The organism is Pedobacter caeni, assembly GCF_900129215.1.
Lineage (GTDB): Bacteria > Bacteroidota > Bacteroidia > Sphingobacteriales > Sphingobacteriaceae > Pedobacter > Pedobacter caeni.
Map to the genome: position 1 here is coordinate 428,990 of NZ_FQUQ01000002.1, position 21,776 is coordinate 450,765.

The window sequence follows — 21,776 nt, forward strand, 5'->3', positions numbered from 1 at the left end:
AATTTAAAACTTTGTGATCAGGTGCTGTTGCTGCCTGATCACAAAGTTTTTTATCACAGAACTGGCTGTAAAATGACAGATTTTAATTTGAACAACTCTTTACCATTCGTTTCTGGCCTTAACTTTATGGTATAAATTCCTGCTTTGGCTACTGATACTATGGCTACAGGATGTTTAATGAACAACAGAGGTTTCCCGGAGTTGAATTCCGAAGTTCTCAAAGTCAGGAATTGATATGCTTTGTGGTTGAATTCCATCAGCCCTTCCTGTTTTGAACTTTCCTCCGGACAGGAATATTCTAATGATACTTTGTAATCCCCGGGTGTTGTAATGTTGAATTTAAATTCAGCCTGGTCATCAGGTCTGGTCATTTTAACAATACAGGGGGTATGTTTCCAATCTCCGAAATAATGACTGTAAGTGAGGGTTTCGACCTTTGCGGCACCACTGGTTTTAGCGTTGATTACCTCCAGCGTATTGTTGTCATATTGAGCAGAAACTGTTGGGATATTGTTTAAATAACCATCATTCAATGTTCCCTGATACTCCACTGCAATTACCGTATTGTGAGGATCAGCTGAAAGCGGCATATCAATCAGGAGCACCTGGTCTTTCAATGAATATTTTAAGGGTACTTTATCAGTGAGCCGGTAAACCTTTGTGATCTTGCTGTTTACTCCTGGTACTTCGATTTTGCCGTTTCCTGAAGGCTGTAACACATGAAGAAATAGTTTTCCGGGTTTGGAGGTACTCACACCCCAGGGTTGTGCGGGGATTAATCCATAAGTGCTTTCATAAATGCTCTCTCCGTTAGCCTTTAACCATACACCGGTTTCCCTGAGGAATTTCTCCGAATAATAAGGGATTTTTCCTTCTCCATCGGGGCCTACATTGAGCATCAGGTTTCCGCCCTTTGAAGCTACATTTGCCAATAGATGAATGATCTCCCGCGGAGATTTGAAATTCATATCATGACTGATGTATCCCCAGGAATCATTATGGGTATAGATCGACTCCCAGGCACCCTTAATCGGAGTTGCAGGGACTTCTGAATCCCCAAAAGTCCGGTAGTCACCCAGCCCTTGTCCGACGCGGCTGCTGAACAAACTTTTAGGCTGAAGGGCATGCATTTCATCTACGAGTTCCTGTGTTTGTTGTTTATTTAGCCCACCAGGCATATCAAACCAGACAATACCAAGATTGCCGTAATTGGTTAACAGCTCCTTTAACTGGGGGATCGATTTTTCTTTGTAATATTTTAGATAATCCTTGTCTGCTTCCTTGAAATCCCATTTGTTTCCGCCACCATTGGGTTCATGCCAGTCTAAAAACTGAGAATAATAAAACCCGAACTGAATGCCATTTTTTCTGGTGGCATTTGCCAGTGCTTTCATCGGATCCTTGCCATAGGGAGAAGCTTTTACAATATTGAAATCACTTACTTTGGAATCATACATGGCAAACCCTTCATGATGTTTCGCCGTAATGACCATGTAACGGATTCCAGCATCTTTGGCGAGGTCGGCCCATTCCTGAGCATTGAACTGAACCGGATTAAAGGTGGAGGCAACTTTTGCATATTCTGCTGCGGGGATTTTAGCCTGGTTCATCAACCATTCCCCACTGCCATAATAATCCTTGTCTTTCCATACCCCTGCCAGTTTTGAGTACAATCCCCAATGAATAAACATCCCAAATTTGGCGTTTTTGAACCAGAGTGTATTGGGGTTGTTTTTTTCAGTCGCCTCTTTATCCCATCTGTCGATATCTTGTGCAAATGAAATGTGACCACTGAAAATCCATAAAAAGAAACAGATGCTGATTTTTTTGAAGTGTTTCATATCCTATTAGTGCTTATTGGTTAGCCGGTTACTAAGTTAGGTGGCATGAATTTTTATTGTTCTATCCTTATAGCTAATCATTAAGCTTTTTTGGCAAGATATTCACATTTACAGGCAATCCTTGGTAGTTTGCCTTAAATGGTTTAGGTTTATCCTCCCAAAAGTGTTAGAAGGTATAGAATGGAAGGATTGCTGATAATGGAAATGGATCGTATGAAGAATAAGGTAAAGATTAACTGGCTTGATTTATTAAAGGTGATTGCCGTATTTATGGTGATTGTAGCTCATGCCAATGACTGTATTATTCTTAATCAGGATGGGAATTTCAATTTTGAATGGGGAACTTATATTGGTTCTCTATACCGTTTTGCCGTTCCTTTGTTTGTACTGATCTCGGGAGTGTTGTTATTGCCTTCTAAGTTGGGCACTTTGGAGTTTTACAGGAAACGTTTATGGCGAATTATCCCTGCTTTGCTTTTTTGGGGGGTAGCGTATGTTCTTTTTGATGGATTGGTACTGAATCATAAAGCCCTGGATAAGCTATTGATGGATGTCCTGAAGCTTCCATTGAGTTTTGGAGATGCTTCTCCACACCTTTGGTATCTGTACATGCTGGTCGGATTGTACCTGATCATTCCCATCATATCCCCATGGGTGGTTAAAGCGACAAAAAGAGAACTGGAAATGGTACTGGCAATTTTTATTTTTTCCACTTTTATTCCTTACCTGAAATTCCTGACAGGTCTGGCTTTCGGGGTTTGTGACTGGAATGAGTTTCATTCTTTTTATTACTTGTCTGGTTTTATAGGATATCTGTTAATGGGCCATTACCTGTATACCTATCTGCCGGGATGGAGCAATAAAGCTAAACGTTGGACAGGTGCTCTGCTGTTTTTAGCCGGATATGGCATTACTTATTACCTGACCATCAGTGTTCCCTTTTCGATTCCTAATATTGAAATGGTATGGTACTATTGTTCACCAAATGTTCTTTTGGAGGCCGTAGGGGTGTTCTTACTGGTGGAAGGTCTGGAGTTTAAAGAAGGGACATTCCTAAAGATCATCAATACCATTGCTCATTATTCTTTTGGAATCTTCCTGATTCATTATTTCTTTATAGGGGTTATTTTCAGATATATAGCTGTTCATTTTGAGCTGCATCCAGGTTTAAATGTGCTGGTATCCTGTGTACTTACGCTGATCATCGCTTTCGGAGTCGTATGGTGCCTCGCTAAGTTCAGGCTGACGCGAAAATTAGTAATGTAACTCCTTTTTCCGGGTGTTTTTTATGGGCTCCTTCAGCGGTGAGCTCCTTCGACCGGTAAAACTTTTTGCTACAGTTTATATTCTGATCGAAGGAACTTCCTTAATTATTGATTTCCTTTGAAGAGCTTTTTAATTATTCTGATGATGAGTCTGATCGTCAAACCAATCAACTTTTTGAAACTGTAATTCTGTTTGTTGCGCTTGGTGATCTTGTCGATGATAAATTCCTGATTATGGATTTTTAGAACATTGGGTGACACCATTAGAATCTTGGCGATTTTATTTAACAAATCATCTCCGATAACAGGCCTCTGTTCCATTTTAGATACGGCTTGCTGACTTATTCCCAGCGCTCTCGCTAATGTTTCTTGCTTCATGTTATTTGCTCTACGGATGCGGCTTACATTCTTTCCCAAATGAGGTTTCTTAGTCATGATGTTTACTTGTTTTTTAAATTATTTTATTGCTTGAATAAACTAATTGTATAATACAACCCCTATAATTGTTAATTACAACATTATACAACCGAAATAATAAAGCCATTATTTCTACTTTTGGTTAATTAAAACGAGAAATTATGATAATTAGTGTTAAAACAAAAGAAAAAGGGCTAAAACTTAGCTTTATGACATTTGACCTGATCTATTTCATTCAGATCAAAAGGATTGCTGCGGGTTTATCTCAGGAAGAGCTTTCCTTTTTAATCGGTAGGGGCAATAGCTTTATCGGGGAACGTGAAGCTTTTAAAACCAATAAGGAGTTGTGGTTGGGTGATGTGTCTGTAATGGCTAAAATATTTGATTGCAGACCTGCCGAATTTTTTAGAAGTGTGAAAGGAAATGGTAATGAAGTGAGGTTGTTGTCCCGGCAAAGCTTAAAGGGGGACTATATTCAATATGAAGTGTTTCAGCTTAGGGAAGATGATGCTGTTGAATTATTATATATGATCAATGAAGAAGATCCCTTAAAGAAATATACGGAGCGGGAGAAGTTATACCTTTTGAAGCTTTGTCAAACGGAAATGGAAGGCTTGCGCTCTGAGGGATTTTTCACAAATGTAGAACGGGGGCCATTTGATATTTTCAGGGAATGTCGCAAACGGGGAGGACATTTAATCAAAGCTGAATTTGTAGCCCAGGTGTTGAATGAATATGTGTTGGTGTCCGGACCTGCTGTACTGAAAAAATATAAGCACAAGGATAAAGGATTTGTTTATCTGGCAATATAACACTTCATAGCCCATTAACACGGGAAGCAAGAGCGTTCCAAATGAAACCGTCATAGGCATACCTTTTAAAAACAGCAATGGATATGCTTATGATAGCTTCATAGCCGCTAAACCGGGTTTACCCGCTTTTGAGAACATTTCAAAATCAATAAATAACCCCAAAAAAACAAATATATTCTGATGAAAATAATAGCACATCTGAAAAGTATTTTTGATATTTTAGGGAATAGTTTAAAACCCTAAAATCAACCCAAATGAATTTGAAAATTAGTATGCTGCTGTTAACTACGGCTTTGATTCCGGCGTTAAAATCCCTTAATGAAAGTCAGGCTAAAGATGTTCCGATTAAAGGAACATGGCACCTGGTATCAGGAATTACCATCCAGAAAGGCGACACTACTTTTACAGATTACCGTAAGGGCCAGAAACAAATCAAAATCATTAATGACACCCACTTTGCTTTCCTTAATCATGACCTGAAGATGGGAAAAGATACAACTCCCATATTTGTTGCGGGAGGAGGGAAATATACCTTAAAAGGCAATGTATATACAGAATACCTGGAGTATTGCAATTACAGAGAATGGGAAAATAAGACTTTCACATTTACGGTAACCCTGAAGCAGGATACGTTGATTCAGCGTGGAATGGAAAAGGACGAAAAGATCGGAGTGGATAGAGAGATCATTGAAAAATATATAAAATTGAAAGATTAGAGGATGAATCCGGCAGATATTTCCAATATCAGGTTAATTAATCAGCAGATCGAGTCAGGGAGCTTTAATCAGGCTAAGGATCTGGTGTCCTGGATGGGTGCTGTACAAGCCCAGGATTATGCAATGGCTACCTGGGGAATTGGTTTAAGAACGCCTGGTCTGACAGAGAAAATGGTTCAGGAGGGAATTGATCATGGCACAATTCTGAGAACGCATTTGCTCCGGCCAACATGGCATTTTGTGGCCGCAGAAGACATCTGGTGGATGCTGGACCTCACTGCCGCCCATGTGATGGTGAAATCTAAATCCAGATTTAAAGAACTGGGCCTAAGTCCGGAGGTTTGTCTGAAAAGCAATCAGGTCATAGAAGCTGCTTTTGCCAATAATAAGTACCTCAGCCGGGAAGAGTTGTATCTCGAGATGGAGAAAAATAACGTGAGCACTGGTAAAGACCGTTTGTCTCACCTTATTTTTTTTGCGGAGCTGGAAGGTATTTTGTGTAGTGGAATAAAAAGAGATAAGAACCAGACTTATGCGATCCTGGGAGACCGTGTTCCCAGACCTGCAGCACTCAGCAGGGATGAAGCACTGGCTAAATTGGCTTTTAAGTATTTTTCGAGCCATTGCCCGGCAACGCTGAATGATTTTATCTGGTGGTCCGGCCTTTCTGTAACAGCAGCAAAACGGGCATTGGAGATGATTCAACCTGATTTCATCGCAGAAACCATTGCCAGCCAGCAATACTGGTTTCCAATACATTTTTCAGGTATCGTTCCACAGAGCTCTTCGGTGCATTTATTGCCGGCTTTTGATGAATTTCTGATCAGTTATAAAGACAGAACGGCTGGCTTTCCTCTGGAACACCATCCGAAAGCTTTTACCATTAATGGAATTTTTCATCCGGTTATCGTAGTAAATGGACAGGTAAAAGGCTTATGGAAGCGCACCATCAAAAAGGATAAAGTGCGCTTTGAGTACCAGTTCTTTAACCCTGTCACCAATAAGATTTTAGACCTGACCAGGAAAGCTGCGGTACAGTTTGCTGCATTTCTCGATAAAAAGCCGGATATCATTAATCCGGGTTGAGCCCTGTATTTTTTATATCCGGGCATTTGGGCTATCTTTGCCTTAATGAATTCTATCAGGCAGCTAAATATAGGTAACAATCAGTTCGCAACACAATTGCGGATTGCTATCGCTATGTTCTGCCGTTTCCTCTCCCTGCAATACCGCCTGGGAGATTCTTTTCTCAAAAGTAGTAAGGACTTTATTAATTAAGCCCCAGCCTCTCTGAAGGCCTGGGGATGATTACCTTAATTTCTTTTCCTTTTTATCTTTTTGCTTTTTTATGATGAAAAAACCGGGCATGACATCCCTTTTTGGGGCTGTTCTGGTGTTTCTTTCGTTGCTAAACATTTGTGTTTTAATGCTCACTGTCTTAATGTTGAAACCAATATGGATTGGCCTTTCTGCAGCCCTTTTTATCGTGTTAATGGAAGCTCAATCGCTATTGATGAAATGGAAGAGGAATATCAAAATCAATAAATAACCCGAAAAAAAACAAATATATTCCAATGAAAAAACTGATCAGGAGGAGCCGGGATTTTGATGATTTGGCCCCAGTTGAGTTTCAGACTGGGGCTGCAGATTAATCAAATTATTTGACTCATTTAATCCATACATACATGAATACGACCTCATTAAAAATAGACAATACCCCGATTATTTTATCAACAGGAATTTTTGATTTATTAAAAGACCATATCCGAAGAAGGAAACTAAGCAAATTCAATGAAGAAAAGTTGAAGCTGGAACTTCGCTATGCAAGACAGGTATTAAGAAAAGAATTGCCGGAAGATGTCGTTACGGTTGACAGATGTGTCCGCGTAAAAGAATTGGAATCAGGTAATGAATTCACCTATAAGCTTGTTGCTCCGGGAAAGGCAAGAGATAAACACAAGACCCTTTCCATCTTGTCGCCAATAGGTGTGGCCATGTTGGGTTATGTTAAAGGAGCTAAACTACAATGGGAGATGCCTGATGGAATCAAGGCTTACCAGATAGAAGAAGTGACAAAACTTAATTAAGCAATATTTCAATGCTGTTCAGGATCGGATCCTGAACAGCATTTTTTATCTTTTGAAGGGTTTCAAAGATTGCGTTTAACCTTTAGATATCTGTAATTCCGGATTTCCTGATTTGACTTTTGCGTTATTTCTATATTTTACCAGATTAATCAGAAGTACACTCGCAAGGATCACAATCAATCCTAAAATCTGAATGAAGGTTACTTTTTCATTGGTAAAGCAAACGGCGAGCAATACAGCTACTACAGGGTTCACATAAGCATAAGTACTCACTTGTGTTGCAGGACGGACACTCAATAGCCATACGTATGCACTAAAGGCTGCGATGGAACCAAATAGGATCAGGTAGCCGATAGACAACCAGGCATCTAATGGAATGTTACTCCAGTCAAAACCTTTAAACTCAGCGCCCAGCAGACTGCCTGGTATAAATGCAATTCCGGCCGCAATCATTTGCCATGCCGTATTTACGGCCACTGAACTCTCAGGATCGGATTTGTATTTAGAAAACAGAGAGCCTCCGGCCCAGGCAATCGGACCAATGATCAGTAAAGTCATTCCTAAAACCTGCATATTGCTTTGATTGGTATTCATTGCGTGCAATAGCTGTTCGGCAAATAGGAGAATAACTCCGACAAAACCAATAATCAAACCTGCTATGGTAGACTTGCTGCTTAGGTTTTCTTTCCATTTGGGTTTATCTAAAATGACAAACCAGATGGCTGCTGATGCCACCATGATCGCTACGAGCCCGCTTGGAATAAACTGTTCTACCCAGATGACGATCCCATTTCCAAGACCAAGCATTAAAAACCCACTGATTGCCGCGTATTTTATGTTTTTCTTATCGAATATTTTCTCCCCTTTAAAACGACACCATGACATGAGCAAAGCTCCGGCAACCAGGAATCGAAACGTACCCAGGATAAAGGGTGGGAAGCCTGCAAGGGCTTTCTGGATAAAAAAGTAAGTAGAGCCCCATACAATATATACCGTAGCAAAAGCCAGGTAGACAAGAAGGGGGGAGGCTGTTTTATTTACATGTGCCATGATTTTGGGGATTATTTTTCAGGGATAACCAATTGTTGTGCTTCTTTTACTGTTTCCAGTACAATGGTAGTTCGGATGGAAAGTATGTTGGGGATTTTACTAAATGAATTGCGCATTAAAGCCATCAGGGAAGCAGAATCTGTAGTCCTGACCTTGACAAGATAACAGTCGTCGCCTGCAATGATATGTACTTCCTGTACCTCTTCGATCTTTGCCAGTGCATTCGCCGTATCCGTACAGCCTAAACTATGAGAGGCTTTCATGGAGATGAATGCCAACAGTTTCAGGTCAACAGCCGCAGGGTTGATTCTTGCTGTATATTGTGTAATTACATTTTTTTGCTCGAGCTTTTTTACCCGCTCCAAAACCCCGGAGGGCGCCATCTCCAGTTCTTTGGCCATCTGAACATTCGAGATTCTGGAATTTTCCTGCATTAACCTTAAAATGGCCAGGTCAATCTTATCTAAATTAATGTTGCTTTCGACTATCATTCTATAAATTTATATAAATTCAGAATAATATTCAAAATTATATTTAAAAATATGATTATAATTCTCTTTTATCTGATTTGATGGTTTTTCTTTTTAACTCAGTAACAAAAAATAAAAGGGATATATTAGGAGAAAAAACAAATGAAGAACATAAAGGCACTTTTATTTGATTTAGACGGGACACTGATTGATTCCGAATATTTCCATTATGAATGTTGGAATGAGATCCTTGAAGAATATAATGTCCGGTTAACTTATCCCGATTGGCTGAAGAATTATGCCGGAATCCCTTTACCTGTCAACGCGAAAAATTTACTTGAAAAGTATGCAATTGATGCCTCGTTACCGGAAGTAGTGAAGAGAAGAGAGGCGCTTACCCTGGAAAGGTTAAAAACCAAAGATGTAAATCTGATGCCCTTTGCATTGGAGGTCATCCGGTTTTTTCATGAACAGGAATTGATTCTGGCAATTGTAACCTCCAGTCCCCGGGAAGATGTGGAGGCAATCTTTGAAAGAAATGGTTTAAGCAAATACTTTAAAATGATCATCACCAGATCAGAGGTGGTCAATAATAAACCTGACCCGGAGAGCTATAACAAATGCTGTGAATTGCTCAGTTTGCCTAAAGAAAACTGTATTGTTTTTGAAGACACCATCAATGGCGTAAAAGCAGCGAAAGCTGCAGGAATCCGGTGTTTTGCAATTCAAAGTAATACGGAACAACATGAAGCACTCCAGATAGCCGACAAATTATTTCCTGATTTGAAGGAAGCCAAAAATTATCTGTTGAGTGATCAGTTTGTGGCTTAATTGTTTTGTCTTGAATGCCCCCTAGGATTGACATTTACAGCACCCCTTAAGACCTGGATTTAGCCTTAACTTAGGTATTGCTAATCAAATTATAGTTTGAATCTCAAAATCTAACAAAATGGAAGAGCTAAAAACAGATAAAAAAGCATTCATCGAAGGGTTTATGTTGCTGTATGACCTGCATACTGCACTGTTTGCCAATGTAATCGAAAACATCTCAGAACAGGATGCGCATAACAGACTGAATACGAAAGCAAATCACATCGCCTGGCTAACGGGCAGCCTGGTACAGGAACGGTTTGACCTGGCCAATGCTTTGGGCATTGATCAGCAACAAAAGGCGGCAGCATTATTTGAAGGGCATAAGGGGGTTCAGGATGAGCTGACTTATCCGGCACTGGCAAGCTTCAAAGAAGATTGGGAGCGCATTTCTCCGCTGTTAAAAGCTGCGTTGCTAAATGTGAATCAGGAGAAGCTGGACAGCACCATCCCAATGCCGGATGGAGAAATGACCTTCTTTGATTGGGTGTTCTTTATTATTCACCGGGAATCCTATTGTATAGGGCAAATTGGCCTTTGGCGTCGTTTGCTGGGTTATAAAGCCATGAGGTATCCAATGGAAGGCGAAAAAAAATAAAATATGGACCAGCAGAAAATAGTTGAAGAACTGAAAGCAACGCTGACAGAATGGTCAGCAGTGCTTTCCACTTTTAGTCAGGAAGAAATCAATAAGTTTCCTTTTGAAGGCAGTTGGACAGCCGGGCAGGTTGCGCGACACCTAAATATATCGAATTCAGGCTTTTTGGAAATATTAAACGGGCCGGAGAGCGAGACTAACCGGCCTGCGGATCAGAAGGTCGAACTTGTAAAATCCGACTTTTTAAACTTCAGAACAAAAATGCAAGCGCCAGATTTTGTCTTACCCAAAGCCATAGACTACGATAAAAATACCCTGATCAGTGATATGGAAATGGTGAAAAGTAAATTGACAGAAGTGATCCGTACTTTAGATCTGACCAGGACCTGTACTGCATTCGAGTTACCCGGATATGGCTATTTTACCCGATGGGAAGCCATCTACTTTGTCATCTACCATAGCCAGCGACATTTACATCAGTTGAAAAATATTTATGGAACACTAAACCCTATTGTTGAGGGCAGCACTATAAATCGGCATCAATAATTTTATTTTTAAAAGCGAAAACAACAAGGCCTGCTACATTTTTAGCACCGGTTTTTACCAGTAAATTATTTCTATGCCCATCCACTGTCCGCAGGCTGATCGAGAGCTGCTCCGCAATTTCGGCAGTGGTAAGCTCCTGACAAATCAGGGTGAGGATTTCCTTTTCCCGCTGGGTGAGTGAGGAACCTGCATCGAAGCCCCTGACATTTGCTTTGTTGAGCAGTTTGCCCGACTGCAATGTCTTTAATACCATTTCATTAAAATAGAAACCATTGTGAAAGGTGGTTTCTATTGCATTCTTAAGTTCACTTAATTCTGAATTCTTGGCGATATAGCCATTTACACCTTGTTGAATCATTCTGGTGATGTGTTTCTCTTCCCCATGTACAGATAACACGATTACCCTTACATCAGGAAATGAAGCTTTTAATTTCCTGGTGGCTTCCATTCCATTCATTTCAGGCATGTTCAGGTCCATGAGTACAATGTCTGGCTTAAATTCACCGCAGTCGTTCATGGCACTGAGTAATTCTAATCCATTTCCTGCTTCGAACATGACCTCCATGTTCCCGAAACTTTTAATGTTATTTACCAGGCATTCCCTGAACATTACCTGATCATCGGTAACTGCTATTCTTATCAATCTGTTCATATATTATATTTTAACAGGAAAGTATATGGAAACTCCAAAACCCTTTCCTGTAGTGTGGTAGCTGAGATGGCCACCATTCATTTCCACCCGGTTGGTAATGTTGTGCATCCCAAGCCCCCTGCGTACCTGCTGGTTATCAAAGCCTATGCCATCATCTTTATAATCATAACTGACATCACCATTATTACAGATCAGCTGGATTTCTACTTTTTGTGCAGCTGCATGTTTCACCGTATTGCTGATCAATTCCTGAGTAATCCGGTAAAGAGCGAGTTCTATTTCCGCATTTCCACATTTATCAAGACCCTGACTGTCAAAATCAACTTCCAGGCCATCAGAGCCTTCTATCTGAAAGCATAACTCTTCTATGGCAGCAGCAATACCGAACATTTCCAACTCATTTGGAATCATGTTGTGTGAAATTCTTCTCACGCTCATGATGCCCTTGTCCACTAAAAGTTTACTCTCTTTGATCAGTTCAATACTCCCTGAACTGGCATTGTGTTTTTTTTCGAATTGTATGATCTTCATACCCAGCGTGGAGAATATGCTACCCACCTCATCATGAAGGTCTTTTGCTACCCTCCGTCTTTCTTCTTCGATCTTTTCAATGTTGTTGCGGGTTAGCTTTTGCTGATAATCCGCTTCGGTTTCCTTTAGTTTGACCTGTTGATTGTAAAATTTCTTCTGGTATACAAAAAAGAGGACCACAACTGCAGCACTCAGGAGAAACATAATGAGCATTCCTGTGAATAGAAAAAAATAAATGTCTATGCTTTCCTGTACTGCCATAAGCCAATAAAGATTAAAATATCTTTTATAATAGAAAGAAAGGCATGAAATTGCCAGACCATCATATTGAATTCGAAGCTGTAAGGTAAGATATAATTACTAACTGTAAATAGGAGGAAACTTCCGGAGAAGTAGATAAAAAAAGCAGTATTGATCCAGAAGACCGGGCTTTTTTCAATTTGTATATAAAGACTTTGTTTTGTGATCTTGTAATAATAATAAAGGGAGGAACCGATCACAATAATGCTTTCCAGTGTTCGTGGATAGGTATTGAATATGGTCCATTTTTGAATATACGTTGCATTAAGGAGACAAAAAATAAGAAATACCGCAATTAAGATCCAAAACCGGGATTTAGCAATGTAGTCTTTAAAAATATACTGATAAAATAGCATGATCGTTGTAAATTCAATCATGGTATATATATGAAGTACAGGAAGATTATTTTGTAAATTCTTCCATAAATAAGCGCTGTAAATTCCAATAACTGCAATCGATAAAAGGTACAGGGTGATTAGTTTTAACTCCTTAGAATAGGATCTGACCTTAATAAGAGCAAGAATCAATGGGCAAAAAACAATGCCCATTGAAAAGTATAAATAAAATTTTTGCAGATTGGATGCCATGCCTATAGCTGGTTTAGAGGACCTTCAGGAGAGCAGGTAGGAGGACAAGGCATCGTAAAATCGAAGATATTGCTGTTTTCTACTGCATCTTGCGCCCGATTAGCCTCTTCATTGATCATATCGTTACCATATTCATTTGCAGGTACCATAATCAGTCTTTGTTCCCTGCCTTTTTCCATTTCATTATCCCATCCAAAATAAACGCGTACATAACTCGCTCCCCTTTCGTCTATCATGTCTTTGAGCTCTTGTGCGTCAATTAGATAAGCTTTGATGAAATTGTGACGAGCTGCCCATGCTTTAGTCAGTCGTTCCGCTTCGGTAAGCGGAATCTCGAAAATACTTTTGTCGTGTTTGGATGCGTGATGTTCCATAATTTTTGTTTTAAGTTGGATAATTTAATTTGATAGCCTGAAAGAACCTCTCAGATTGGTTAATCTAAAATAAACATTTTTTGTAACGCTGATTAATTATTTGCCCGGTATTTATATTTGTTACGATCTCGTTATTTATACGGGTATAAATACCTGTTTTTATTTTCAGGTAATCAAGCGCATATATGGTTGTTGTCAATTGATGAACTTTATGTATCATTTTTAATCTTTTAATTGATATATGAAAGCCCCTGATCCTCTTTTTGTTACTTATTGGCTTGGTTATGCGAATCAGAAAATGATCATAGAGGAGCTTCCAAATGGGATAGACGTCATCAATTTGTTCCTGATCAACCTGGACCCTAAACATACCTTACAGCACCTTTACCTCACCAGTAACGGAATTACCTGGGCCAGTATTCTTGCAGGCGTAAGGGTACAGCAAAACAGAGGTGTTAAAGTTCTGGCTTCGATCATCAGCAGCCCTAACCCGCAAATCTCCTGGAATACCATCAGTGATCCGGCTGGATTTGCAGCAGATGTCTATGACCTGGTGGTGAATACATGGGGCCTGGATGGGATTGATATTGACCCTGAGATGGGCGGCGATATTCCTAATGAAACATTTATTGAAGTGGTATGGCAGTTGTCTAAATATTTTGGACCAAGATCCAAAACAGGAAAGACGATGAGTTATGTTACCTATCAGTATTATGCCGATGAGCAGTTGTTAAAGCAATGTAATGCTTTGTTTGATTATGTCGCCTTGATGGGGTATTTCTGGGAGTTGGAAACGATGATCAATCAATTTGAATTGTATGCCGGACTGGTGAGCAGTAAAAAATTACTGTTTGGTGTACAACCCGGACTTCATCAGGCCACTTCATTGGCAGAAGCAATTCAGTTGACTAAATGGCAACCTGATAACGGCTTAAAAGGAGGGATGATGCTTTTTAACATCAATATTGATAAAGATTTTCACTATACAAATGGATTGATAAAAACATTAAAATACAGGGAGTTAACCTCCTAGTAAATGAACGTAAAGTATGCTCTCAGGCACGTGAACGGGGTAGATCCAATGATTTGCCTCCGTTTACTTCATTCTTAAAAATCTCTAAAGCTTCTCTATTGATTTTCCGAAATACCAGCATATCCAGCTAAAGAATGGTGCTGCAAGCACATCGGCTGTATAATGTACATGCTGAATCAGTAGCAGTACCCCAATAATTCCGGAGGCAATAAAAGCAATCGCTTTCTCCCGTTTATTTTCCAGGCATAAGGCACCCAGAAAGACCGTAGCAGTATGTCCGGAAAAGAAGAGGTCTTTGGTGATTACATTGGAGCCGTAGAAAACCACAGAACAGGGATCTATTAATTCAATGAGGTCTTTAGGCGGATGAAGCGGAACAATCGAAATGGTGATGATCCTTGCTGCGCAAAGAAATATATAAGCCCATAATGCAGTCAGACAAATGGAGGTATTCCTGGACATGCGTATCAGAAAGAATATGGACATGCCATAGAGCACAATAAATATGTATAAGGAAACATCTATTGCCGGAATTTTGCCTAACAACCAATCGTTAAGTGTAATTCCTTTTTCTCTGTTCTCCACATAAGAGAAGAAATGGGGGATAAAAATCAGAATCAATGCAAGAATAAAGATTCCCAGTATAAATTTAAGTCTGAATGGTGGGTAATCCCAGGCAATTTGCCAGGAGAATTGTTTAAACTGCATTAAAATGTTTTGTTGGTAATTCTAAAATTGAATCAAACAAATAACGGAATTAATCCCCTATAAAAGAATATCCTGACTAAGAAATATCAATTATTAGATGAAAAAATAAAGATGTTTAAACAAGTAATTTAATACCTACGAAAGTTAAAAGAGACTGAGTTGAGTTTCTAAAGCAGGTTTAGCATCACCGAACACTGTTTTACCTCCATACTTCCAGGAATCATCCCGCTCTTTTTGCAAGAGCGCTTCAAAATTGTCATTTGGAATAAAGTTTTCTTCCGCTTTCCTTGCCAGTTCCCCTAATTTAAAGATGGCTTGTTGTTTATCTGACTGACCTATTTTGGCTTGTTGGATGGCTTTTCCCAGTACCTGAATGGTTTCGTCATAGACTTTCAGGGGTACAGGAAAAGGATGGCCATCTTTCCCTCCATGGGCAAAGGAAAAACGTGCAGGATCGGTAAAGCGGGAAGGCGTTCCGTATATGACTTCAGAGACCAGGGCTAATGATTGTAAAGTTCTGGGCCCCATACCTTCCAACAGCAATAATTCCTCAAAATCTGCAGGACGTTTCTCCTGTGTCAGCCATAACATCGCACCCAGACGTTTAAGGTCCACATCCTTTGACTTCAGTTCATGTCGATTGGGCATGATGAGCTTTCTGGCTTCTCTGATGATGCGGTCAGGGCTTTCAGTAGTCATGGATAACATGGAGTTACGGGAAGAACGGGCTTCCTTTGCCACCAGATTTAAGATCTGTCCCTGGTTAATACCGCAAATGCCGGTATGGGGTTCTTCTACAAAAGAAGGCAGGGCAGAAGAATGCCAATGGTACCTTCGGGCAGTCGCACTGTCATTCCGCATTCCTTGTTGTACTACTGTCCACAGACCCTCCGAATTGACAATGAAATTATGGGTATACAACTGAAAACCATCCTGAATTGCGGTATTGTCTACTTTTGCACTAAGCCTGCTGCACCTCACCAGTTCTTTTCCATCCAGGCCGGTCCGCTCAGCAAGGTTTAACAATTCATTCGGAGTTTGCCTGGATTTCAGTCCCTTTCCTCCGCAGATATAAATCCCCAGTTCTTTGCTGCGTGGATTGATGGCTCCCTTTAAAGCGCCCATAACAGAAGTGGTGATCCCCGACGAATGCCAGTCCATACCCATCACTGAACCCAAACTTTGAAACCAAAACGGATCGCTCAACCGGCGCAGCACTTCAGCAGTACCATATTCAGCGATGATGGCCTCAGTAATGGCAAGTCCTAAACGTGCCATGCGTTCTGCAAGCCATTTGGGTACATAACCATAATGTAATGGTAAATCAGCGGTTCCGGAGGATTTCATTACTAACAAATTTAGTAAAAAAAGATGGTAAACAAGAAAGGGATGTTCCATCCAGACACATCCCTTTTCTAACCAAATATAAACCTGTATGAAACGGTTTTCTCTTAAATATCTTTATCTTAATTTCTGCTATCTATACATGAATTATGCCAAAATATTTAATTAGCCCAATTGTATCGTTTTTTTACTTTTCTCCACCAAAGTAAAGCTCCTGTAATGGAAAGCAAGCCAGGTAAAAGGCCGATAATCACATACAAAACTTTAACAGGAATACCGCCAAAATTCCCTACATGTAAAGGGAAAAAAGTTGCTTCTACCTTTTCCATAAATCCTTTATCTGTTAACCTTTCCATTTTGCTGACCTTTCCTGTTACCGGATTGATGGAAACAGTATTGCCGCTATAAAAGAAGGGAGACTGGTCTTTTAATGGTCCACTCAGGCGGAAAGACTTTTCGGCTTGTGTTGGTAAGTAAACGTTTTGTGGAATCAGGTCAGGCATCGCATTACGGGCAGTCTGAAACATCTGATCTGCAGATTGATCAGCCAGCACATTTGCAGGAGCAGAAACAGTTTGCTTTTTCCAGTACGAAGTATCAAAAGAGAACTTGTTCATCCAGAATCCGGTAAAGAAAATGACCACATTAAAAAACAAGGCCCATACGCCAACAACCCTATGGAGGTCAGAAGAGATGGTTCTCCAGTTTGTCCATTTCATCTTTACCTGAAAACTGAAAACTTTCCAGATGTATTTTCTGTAAATAATCAGGCCCGTAAACGTGGATAACAACATGGTAATACCAAATAGGGTAGCAAGCAACAAGCCTGGTAGTCCAAGCTGGAAACTCCAGTGGAACTGCAATATCCAATTCATGAAACTTGGGTTGAAATCCTTCAGGTTGCCATCCCTCAGAATGCGGCCTGAATATGGATTGATACTCATCATCCCTAAATCATAAGTACTGATTTTTCCATCATTCTGATACAGACGGAATTCGTATGCTTCCTCCTTTGCTGCATTGGGATTTAACCAGGCAATTCCGGTTAAATTGGGATGTTGCCGGCCAATCTTTCTGTAAATGGTATCCAAAGGTAATGGTTCGCCTGTCGGGCTAACCTGAAGCAGATCTGCATTGATAAAATGATCGGTTTCCTTTAAAAATACAAGTGCAGAACCACTCAATCCCAGCAAAAGCAGAAATATACCGCTAATTAAGCCCAGCCAGCTATGTAAGGAGAATGCCAGCACGCGTGTGAAATTTACTTTTCTCATTTGATCTGATAGCTTAAGCCGATTCTGTAGTTGAAGGGCTCTCCTAAACCACCGGTTACGGTGCCGGATCTGCTCCCCGTGAAATAGTGTTTGTCTGTTAAGTTATAGGCATTAAACTGAAGGTTGTATCGTCCTCTCCGGTAATTGATGGCGGCATCAAGAACGGTGTATTCCGGGAAGATAAAGTTTTGATTACTGATGAGGCCCACCTGATCACTCACATACCTCAAACCTGCAGCAAGGCCAAGGCCTTTAACCATACCCGTCCTCAGGTTATATTTTAACCATACATTGGCCATATGTTTAGGTGCATTGTTAAAGCGGTCTCCTTTTTTTCCAAAAGCGCTGGTACTTAAAATCGTATGGTCATTGTAGGCATATCCTGCAATCACATTAAAGTTTTGCAGTGTTCCCATTACCGTAAATTCTATCCCCCGGCTTCGGGTTCCATCAATTGCAGCCTGACGGTGGGAATTTTCTTCTGTAGGTGCAGGGGCCAGGATATTGGCATAATTGATCTGATAAAGAGAAACAGCTGTGGATAATTGCTGATTAAAGAAATCACCTTTATATCCGATTTCATACTGTGTTGCTTTGCGGGTAGGGAAGGGGCCACCGGCGAGCACATTATTGGAGGTTTGTGGATTGAATGATTTAAGGTATGTTCCGTAAATGGATATGTTTTCTGCCGGCAGATAAACCAATCCAACTCTTGGAATCAGTCCTGAAGCCTGCAATTCATCGCCCTGCTTATTGTCTCTTATCGATAAAGGAGTTTCTTTTGCGCGGTAGGAGTCGTACCTCAGGGAAAGCAAAGCCTTTAGTTGCTTTCCGAAACTGATCTGGTCCTGCAGATACAGCCCTACCAGATTGGTAATCCGTTTATTGTCGTCAGATTCTTCTGCTTTAATGGAAGCTGATGGCGGATCATTGCTGTAATCGGGATTGAAAATAGAGATTCTGCTGGCCGGTTTGTATTGATAATCATTTTTAGTCCATCCGTATCTGTTATAGTCCGCACCTCCAATCAATTGATGTTTTAGCGGTCCTGTTTTCGCTTCATAAGTTAAATAGGCGGTAGTTTGAAGGCTGAAACGATTGGTTTCCCAATCCTGGTAACCCCTGCTGATAGAGTCATTTTTGATCTTTCCGACCGGAATATGGTCCGTATAATCAAGAATATTGTTGACTATCCGTTGTACTGCAGTCATTTTTAAACGATCATTGAAGCGATGGTTAAAGGTGAGTGTTGCTGATGAATTATGGGTCTTTCCATAATCTGTCGGACTTTGAACGGTTAAATGATCCGGATAATAATTAAAGTCAAAAGTTCCATCGGGCCTGGTTCGGATAAAAGTCCCATTGTCGTATTGTTGTACCGTTTTTTGATAGGCATAATTAACTTCGAGGTTCAGCTCCGTTTGATCTGAAAACAGATAAGTCAGGGAAGGAGCAAAAAAGATGTTCTCCTTATTCTGGTCGTCACGGAAGCTTTTCGACTTGTCGTATCCGATAATGGCGCGATAAAGCAGTTTTTTGTTCTTAGACAACGGGCCGGTCAGGTCCAGGGATGCCCGGCGAAAATTCCAGCTGCCCAAAGATAATTCTACACCATAACTACTTTGTACCATTGGTTTTTTTGTGATGAAATTGACCACTCCACCAGGAGCACCTTCGCTAAATAAAGCACCTGAAGGGCCTCTCAAAAGCTCTACCGATTCTACGTTATATAACAATGGTTGCTGGCTCCATAAAAAGAGATTGCCTCTGATGCCATTGTACAAAAGAAAACTGGCGTCTGTAGGAGAATAGGCCGTAAATCCACGCATATTGAAAGAACCATTTCCATTGTTCGCTTTCATCCCGGTAAAGGTGCCGGCAATCTCGTTTAAAGTGAAGGCCTGACGGTCTTTTAGCGCCTGGGAAGAAACAACCTGAACAGATTGGGGGGTACTTAATAATGGTACATCCATTCGGGTAGAACTACCGGAGTTTTTAACCTGATATGGGTTCTTTATGCTGCTGATCACAACTTCCTGTAGCTCTTGTTTGCTTTTTGAAAGCTGCAGATTGATGATGGAGGTTTTTCCTTCGCTGATGATCAGGTTTTGCTTAGTTGCGGTATACCCGACATTGGAAACGATCAATACATAAGTTCCGGCGGGAATAGCTTTAAGGCTAAAATTACCTCTGGAATCTGTTTTTGTACGGATTCCGGTATTTTGAAATTGAATGGTAGCACCTGATATCGGTTCTTCCTGGAAGGATACGATGTTACCGGTTAATGATCCTGTGCCTGATTGCGCGAATAGTTTGGCATTCAGGAGAAATAAAAATATAATGGAGAAAACCTTGATTTTCATTTTTGCAATTGATTTTTTATAAATAATAAGGAAGACCAGGTTACGAAAACAAGGTCTGTCAGAACGGAATAACTACTTTTTATCGTTCAGTAAAATCCATTGCGTTAAAGCAGGCGAGCCAAAAATGGCTGCATTTCTTTATCGAAAGAGAATGTTTAAGAAAGTAAAAAGATTAAACGGTACGGAACTGGGGTGGTTTGAAAATGTCGTTGGAAAATGAAGAAGGTTTAAAATGCAGGTAGAAGCTATTGAAAACGCTGTTTTGAAGAGAAAGCAGACATTCTTCTACTTTAACCCTGTTCATTTTACAAAAGAAGAGCACATTTGCTTTTTCCTGGCTTTGAGCCCTTTGCTTTTCTTCATTCTGCTCAGCCTGTTTTAGTTTTTTTGCTAAGACGCAGCGGCCATTACAATGCATCTGGGGCTTGTCTTTATTTTCACAAAGGGCATTGGCGATGTAATCCTGATTCAGTTTAAACGCAAGCATAATCCCAGCCTTATTAAAGGATTGCAGGGCAATGACCAGGAGTAACACTATGCAAACGGATCTTCTCAATGAATGGGCTTTGAACGCTGCAAAGTTATCATTTTTTTGGAAAAGAGGAGAGGGTTCTTATGGGACCTGCAAGTTGAATTGCGATGTTGTTCTCTGATTTTTTTTTACCGGTAAATTTCCGCCGTTCATCGGCATTTTTGTCCGCTTCGGCCATGAGGCTCTTTAGTTATTTAAATACATCCTGCATCTTTATGGAAACATTGGATGGAATTCGGAAACATTAAATACTAAAGTGATGAATATAATTATCTTTAAAACTTCAGTTCAGGGCATCAACGACCTGATCTCAATAAAGCCAATCATGAACACCCTGTTTGGGGAAAAGAACTGGTCATTTGCCTTTGAGGATGTAGATAAGATCCTTAGGGTAGTGAGTTCCGTTCCCTGCGTAGCGGCGGTAAGACAGATCCTGATGGATAACGGTTTTCTTTGCGAAGAGCTTCCTTATTCCTTAGACGAGTTTAAGGTATAGGTTTATCTGAACTCTTTGATGTCTACGATTCTGTCGTCATCATTGTATTTCAAAAATGAAATGCCCTTTTTTCCTTTTTGAAAACTATAATTGTTTTGAATCCATGTGTATACCCCTGATACGTCTTTAGGGGCAGCTCCTTTTAACGGCTCAGTTGATACTTCACCGGAAGGATAATGCACCTGATAAAGCGCATTTTTAACCAGGAAAATCACCGTTTGTCTATCCGGAGAAGTCAATATAAACTGGCCCTGAATCCGCTCTGCCGGATTTTGTCTTTGTATCAGGTAAGCCTTGGCATTTACATTTGTAATGAAGAAATCGTTGTCTACCAGATAGCCTGCTGCACTAACTTTGTTGATCCCTGTGGTATACTTCAGATCCTGAGGACCATTGGAGGCACGGTACAAACTGATCACTTCTAATCCATCACCTTTGAGACTAATCAGGAAAGATGGGGCAACCAGACCGGTACTATCAGCAAGTTGAACCAGTAAGCATGTTTTTTGTGTATTGATAAACTGAGCGGAAGAAAATTTATCTGCGCTTTTGTTTTTACCAGAGGCATCGGTTTGAATGCTTACCGTTGTGTCCCTGAATTTTACACTGAATTGTTCCCGGTTGCTGCTTGTTACTTGAAAAATGGCAAGGGAATCAGATTTTTGTTTAGGGTAGTTATTGAACCCTTCATTTTTGGTTAGAATTCTCGGAACATAAGTTTTCGTTTGTTCCTCTTTTTTATTGCATCCAACAGAAAGAGTGATCACAGTAAGGGCAAATAATAATAGCTTCATAACCAGTAAATAAAGGAGAAAGATTGAATTTCTGCAAAGATAAAAAAGAATGGGATGTTTTACAAAGAAATAGTTTGCTTGGTAGATGAGAATACTTCTTCTATCTTGAGGAAAAA

24 protein-coding genes are annotated in these 21,776 nt (G+C 40.2%); 10 read left to right on the forward strand and 14 right to left on the reverse strand.

Annotated elements, in window-relative coordinates:
• Nucleotides 1–53: 53 nt before the first annotated feature.
• Nucleotides 54–1,841 (reverse strand): alpha-L-fucosidase, encoded by a 1,788-nt coding sequence (locus BUC20_RS09160; protein WP_073230189.1) that lies wholly within the window; start codon nt 1,839–1,841, stop codon nt 54–56.
• 213 nt (nt 1,842–2,054) lie between these two features.
• On the opposite strand from BUC20_RS09160, the gene BUC20_RS09165 reads away from it, so the two are divergent.
• A complete protein-coding gene (locus BUC20_RS09165; RefSeq protein WP_159441080.1) occupies nt 2,055–3,107 on the forward strand; it encodes an acyltransferase in 1,053 nt (350 codons plus the stop codon).
• A 104-nt stretch (nt 3,108–3,211) separates the two neighbouring features.
• Here the strand turns inward: BUC20_RS09165 and BUC20_RS09170 are convergent, their stop codons facing one another.
• A complete protein-coding gene (locus tag BUC20_RS09170) occupies nt 3,212–3,541 on the reverse strand; it encodes a helix-turn-helix domain-containing protein (protein ID WP_073230193.1) in 330 nt (109 codons plus the stop codon).
• Nucleotides 3,542–3,684: 143 nt separating this feature from the next.
• Here BUC20_RS09170 and BUC20_RS09175 point away from each other — a divergent pair, with 143 nt between their 5' ends.
• The 4 genes from BUC20_RS09175 (at nt 3,685) to BUC20_RS09195 (ending at nt 7,138) form a co-directional block, all read left to right on the forward strand.
• Entirely contained in the window at nt 3,685–4,335 is a 651-nt protein-coding gene (locus BUC20_RS09175; protein ID WP_073230195.1) for a hypothetical protein, read from the forward strand.
• Nucleotides 4,336–4,589: 254 nt separating this feature from the next.
• Entirely contained in the window at nt 4,590–5,051 is a 462-nt protein-coding gene (locus BUC20_RS09180) for a hypothetical protein (protein ID WP_073230197.1), read from the forward strand.
• Between the two features lie 3 nt (nt 5,052–5,054).
• On the forward strand, nt 5,055–6,137 hold the full coding sequence (locus tag BUC20_RS09185; protein ID WP_073230199.1) for a winged helix DNA-binding domain-containing protein: 1,083 nt from the start codon (nt 5,055–5,057) through the stop codon (nt 6,135–6,137).
• 599 nt (nt 6,138–6,736) lie between these two features.
• Nucleotides 6,737–7,138, forward strand: coding sequence for a GreA/GreB family elongation factor (locus tag BUC20_RS09195; RefSeq protein ID WP_073230202.1), 402 nt, complete (start codon nt 6,737–6,739; stop codon nt 7,136–7,138).
• Nucleotides 7,139–7,213: 75 nt separating this feature from the next.
• Here the strand turns inward: BUC20_RS09195 and BUC20_RS09200 are convergent, their stop codons facing one another.
• Together BUC20_RS09200 and BUC20_RS09205 are read right to left on the reverse strand one after the other, a co-directional pair.
• Nucleotides 7,214–8,188: an EamA family transporter gene (locus BUC20_RS09200; RefSeq protein ID WP_073230204.1), complete on the reverse strand. Its 975-nt coding sequence runs from the start codon at nt 8,186–8,188 to the stop codon at nt 7,214–7,216.
• Nucleotides 8,189–8,199: 11 nt separating this feature from the next.
• Nucleotides 8,200–8,679, reverse strand: a complete 480-nt coding sequence (locus BUC20_RS09205; protein WP_073230206.1) for an Lrp/AsnC family transcriptional regulator — start codon at nt 8,677–8,679, stop codon at nt 8,200–8,202.
• 141 nt (nt 8,680–8,820) lie between these two features.
• Between BUC20_RS09205 and BUC20_RS09210 the strand changes: the two genes are divergently transcribed.
• From BUC20_RS09210 to BUC20_RS09220, 3 genes are all read left to right on the forward strand, one after another.
• The gene (locus BUC20_RS09210) at nt 8,821–9,489 is read left to right on the forward strand and encodes an HAD family hydrolase (RefSeq protein ID WP_073230208.1); all 669 of its coding nucleotides are present in this window, start codon (nt 8,821–8,823) and stop codon (nt 9,487–9,489) included.
• Nucleotides 9,490–9,607: 118 nt separating this feature from the next.
• Complete coding sequence (locus tag BUC20_RS09215) at nt 9,608–10,126, forward strand: DinB family protein (RefSeq protein WP_073230210.1); 519 nt, start codon at nt 9,608–9,610, stop codon at nt 10,124–10,126.
• Between the two features lie 3 nt (nt 10,127–10,129).
• Nucleotides 10,130–10,672: a DinB family protein gene (locus BUC20_RS09220; protein ID WP_073230212.1), complete on the forward strand. Its 543-nt coding sequence runs from the start codon at nt 10,130–10,132 to the stop codon at nt 10,670–10,672.
• On the opposite strand, the gene BUC20_RS09225 is transcribed toward BUC20_RS09220, so the two are convergent.
• From BUC20_RS09225 to BUC20_RS09240, 4 genes are all read right to left on the reverse strand, one after another.
• The gene (locus BUC20_RS09225) at nt 10,653–11,324 is read right to left on the reverse strand and encodes a response regulator transcription factor (RefSeq protein WP_073230214.1); all 672 of its coding nucleotides are present in this window, start codon (nt 11,322–11,324) and stop codon (nt 10,653–10,655) included. The two genes, BUC20_RS09220 and BUC20_RS09225, sit on opposite strands and share 20 nt — an antisense overlap.
• A 3-nt stretch (nt 11,325–11,327) precedes the next feature.
• A complete protein-coding gene (locus tag BUC20_RS09230) occupies nt 11,328–12,116 on the reverse strand; it encodes a sensor histidine kinase (RefSeq protein WP_073230216.1) in 789 nt (262 codons plus the stop codon).
• A complete protein-coding gene (locus tag BUC20_RS09235; RefSeq protein WP_143166750.1) occupies nt 12,095–12,532 on the reverse strand; it encodes a hypothetical protein in 438 nt (145 codons plus the stop codon). Before BUC20_RS09235 ends, BUC20_RS09230 begins: the two co-directional genes overlap by 22 nt.
• Before the next feature lie 212 nt (nt 12,533–12,744).
• Entirely contained in the window at nt 12,745–13,116 is a 372-nt protein-coding gene (locus BUC20_RS09240; RefSeq protein WP_073230220.1) for a hypothetical protein, read from the reverse strand.
• Between the two features lie 241 nt (nt 13,117–13,357).
• Here BUC20_RS09240 and BUC20_RS09245 point away from each other — a divergent pair, with 241 nt between their 5' ends.
• Nucleotides 13,358–14,149, forward strand: coding sequence for an EndoS/ChiA family endoglycosidase (locus BUC20_RS09245; protein ID WP_073230222.1), 792 nt, complete (start codon nt 13,358–13,360; stop codon nt 14,147–14,149).
• 84 nt (nt 14,150–14,233) lie between these two features.
• Here BUC20_RS09245 and BUC20_RS09250 read toward each other — a convergent pair whose 3' ends face one another.
• The 5 genes from BUC20_RS09250 to BUC20_RS09270 form a co-directional block, all read right to left on the reverse strand.
• Nucleotides 14,234–14,857: a phosphatase PAP2-related protein gene (locus tag BUC20_RS09250; RefSeq protein ID WP_073230224.1), complete on the reverse strand. Its 624-nt coding sequence runs from the start codon at nt 14,855–14,857 to the stop codon at nt 14,234–14,236.
• Between the two features lie 144 nt (nt 14,858–15,001).
• On the reverse strand, nt 15,002–16,204 hold the full coding sequence (locus BUC20_RS09255) for a DUF763 domain-containing protein (protein ID WP_073230226.1): 1,203 nt from the start codon (nt 16,202–16,204) through the stop codon (nt 15,002–15,004).
• 158 nt (nt 16,205–16,362) lie between these two features.
• Complete coding sequence (locus BUC20_RS09260; RefSeq protein WP_073230228.1) at nt 16,363–17,475, reverse strand: PepSY-associated TM helix domain-containing protein; 1,113 nt, start codon at nt 17,473–17,475, stop codon at nt 16,363–16,365.
• Nucleotides 17,472–19,838, reverse strand: a complete 2,367-nt coding sequence (locus BUC20_RS09265; protein ID WP_073230230.1) for a TonB-dependent receptor — start codon at nt 19,836–19,838, stop codon at nt 17,472–17,474. Before BUC20_RS09265 ends, BUC20_RS09260 begins: the two co-directional genes overlap by 4 nt.
• 172 nt (nt 19,839–20,010) lie before the next feature.
• Complete coding sequence (locus BUC20_RS09270; protein WP_143166751.1) at nt 20,011–20,325, reverse strand: hypothetical protein; 315 nt, start codon at nt 20,323–20,325, stop codon at nt 20,011–20,013.
• A 304-nt stretch (nt 20,326–20,629) separates the two neighbouring features.
• Between BUC20_RS09270 and BUC20_RS09275 the strand changes: the two genes are divergently transcribed.
• Complete coding sequence (locus BUC20_RS09275) at nt 20,630–20,866, forward strand: hypothetical protein (RefSeq protein ID WP_073230233.1); 237 nt, start codon at nt 20,630–20,632, stop codon at nt 20,864–20,866.
• 2 nt (nt 20,867–20,868) lie between these two features.
• Here BUC20_RS09275 and BUC20_RS09280 read toward each other — a convergent pair whose 3' ends face one another.
• Entirely contained in the window at nt 20,869–21,660 is a 792-nt protein-coding gene (locus tag BUC20_RS09280; protein ID WP_073230248.1) for a hypothetical protein, read from the reverse strand.
• Between the last annotated feature and the right edge of the window lie 116 nt (nt 21,661–21,776).

What these genes read in the sequence shown, in the direction of transcription:
- BUC20_RS09175 (WP_073230195.1), top strand. Translation starts at nt 3,685, where the DNA reads ATGATAATTAGTGTTAAAACAAAAGAAAAAGGGCTAAAACTTAGCTTT.
- BUC20_RS09270 (WP_143166751.1), bottom strand. Translation starts at nt 20,325, where the DNA reads ATGCTTGCGTTTAAACTGAATCAGGATTACATCGCCAATGCCCTTTGT.
- BUC20_RS09265 (WP_073230230.1), bottom strand. Translation starts at nt 19,838, where the DNA reads ATGAAAATCAAGGTTTTCTCCATTATATTTTTATTTCTCCTGAATGCC.
- BUC20_RS09215 (WP_073230210.1), top strand. Translation starts at nt 9,608, where the DNA reads ATGGAAGAGCTAAAAACAGATAAAAAAGCATTCATCGAAGGGTTTATG.
- BUC20_RS09245 (WP_073230222.1), top strand. Translation starts at nt 13,358, where the DNA reads ATGAAAGCCCCTGATCCTCTTTTTGTTACTTATTGGCTTGGTTATGCG.
- BUC20_RS09225 (WP_073230214.1), bottom strand. Translation starts at nt 11,324, where the DNA reads ATGAACAGATTGATAAGAATAGCAGTTACCGATGATCAGGTAATGTTC.
- BUC20_RS09250 (WP_073230224.1), bottom strand. Translation starts at nt 14,857, where the DNA reads ATGCAGTTTAAACAATTCTCCTGGCAAATTGCCTGGGATTACCCACCA.
- BUC20_RS09195 (WP_073230202.1), top strand. Translation starts at nt 6,737, where the DNA reads ATGAATACGACCTCATTAAAAATAGACAATACCCCGATTATTTTATCA.
- BUC20_RS09185 (WP_073230199.1), top strand. Translation starts at nt 5,055, where the DNA reads ATGAATCCGGCAGATATTTCCAATATCAGGTTAATTAATCAGCAGATC.
- BUC20_RS09255 (WP_073230226.1), bottom strand. Translation starts at nt 16,204, where the DNA reads ATGAAATCCTCCGGAACCGCTGATTTACCATTACATTATGGTTATGTA.
- BUC20_RS09240 (WP_073230220.1), bottom strand. Translation starts at nt 13,116, where the DNA reads ATGGAACATCACGCATCCAAACACGACAAAAGTATTTTCGAGATTCCG.
- BUC20_RS09230 (WP_073230216.1), bottom strand. Translation starts at nt 12,116, where the DNA reads ATGGCAGTACAGGAAAGCATAGACATTTATTTTTTTCTATTCACAGGA.
- BUC20_RS09280 (WP_073230248.1), bottom strand. Translation starts at nt 21,660, where the DNA reads ATGAAGCTATTATTATTTGCCCTTACTGTGATCACTCTTTCTGTTGGA.
- BUC20_RS09180 (WP_073230197.1), top strand. Translation starts at nt 4,590, where the DNA reads ATGAATTTGAAAATTAGTATGCTGCTGTTAACTACGGCTTTGATTCCG.
- BUC20_RS09165 (WP_159441080.1), top strand. Translation starts at nt 2,055, where the DNA reads ATGAAGAATAAGGTAAAGATTAACTGGCTTGATTTATTAAAGGTGATT.
- BUC20_RS09210 (WP_073230208.1), top strand. Translation starts at nt 8,821, where the DNA reads ATGAAGAACATAAAGGCACTTTTATTTGATTTAGACGGGACACTGATT.
- BUC20_RS09275 (WP_073230233.1), top strand. Translation starts at nt 20,630, where the DNA reads ATGAATATAATTATCTTTAAAACTTCAGTTCAGGGCATCAACGACCTG.
- BUC20_RS09205 (WP_073230206.1), bottom strand. Translation starts at nt 8,679, where the DNA reads ATGATAGTCGAAAGCAACATTAATTTAGATAAGATTGACCTGGCCATT.
- BUC20_RS09220 (WP_073230212.1), top strand. Translation starts at nt 10,130, where the DNA reads ATGGACCAGCAGAAAATAGTTGAAGAACTGAAAGCAACGCTGACAGAA.
- BUC20_RS09170 (WP_073230193.1), bottom strand. Translation starts at nt 3,541, where the DNA reads ATGACTAAGAAACCTCATTTGGGAAAGAATGTAAGCCGCATCCGTAGA.
- BUC20_RS09160 (WP_073230189.1), bottom strand. Translation starts at nt 1,841, where the DNA reads ATGAAACACTTCAAAAAAATCAGCATCTGTTTCTTTTTATGGATTTTC.
- BUC20_RS09235 (WP_143166750.1), bottom strand. Translation starts at nt 12,532, where the DNA reads ATGATTGAATTTACAACGATCATGCTATTTTATCAGTATATTTTTAAA.
- BUC20_RS09200 (WP_073230204.1), bottom strand. Translation starts at nt 8,188, where the DNA reads ATGGCACATGTAAATAAAACAGCCTCCCCCCTTCTTGTCTACCTGGCT.
- BUC20_RS09260 (WP_073230228.1), bottom strand. Translation starts at nt 17,475, where the DNA reads ATGAGAAAAGTAAATTTCACACGCGTGCTGGCATTCTCCTTACATAGC.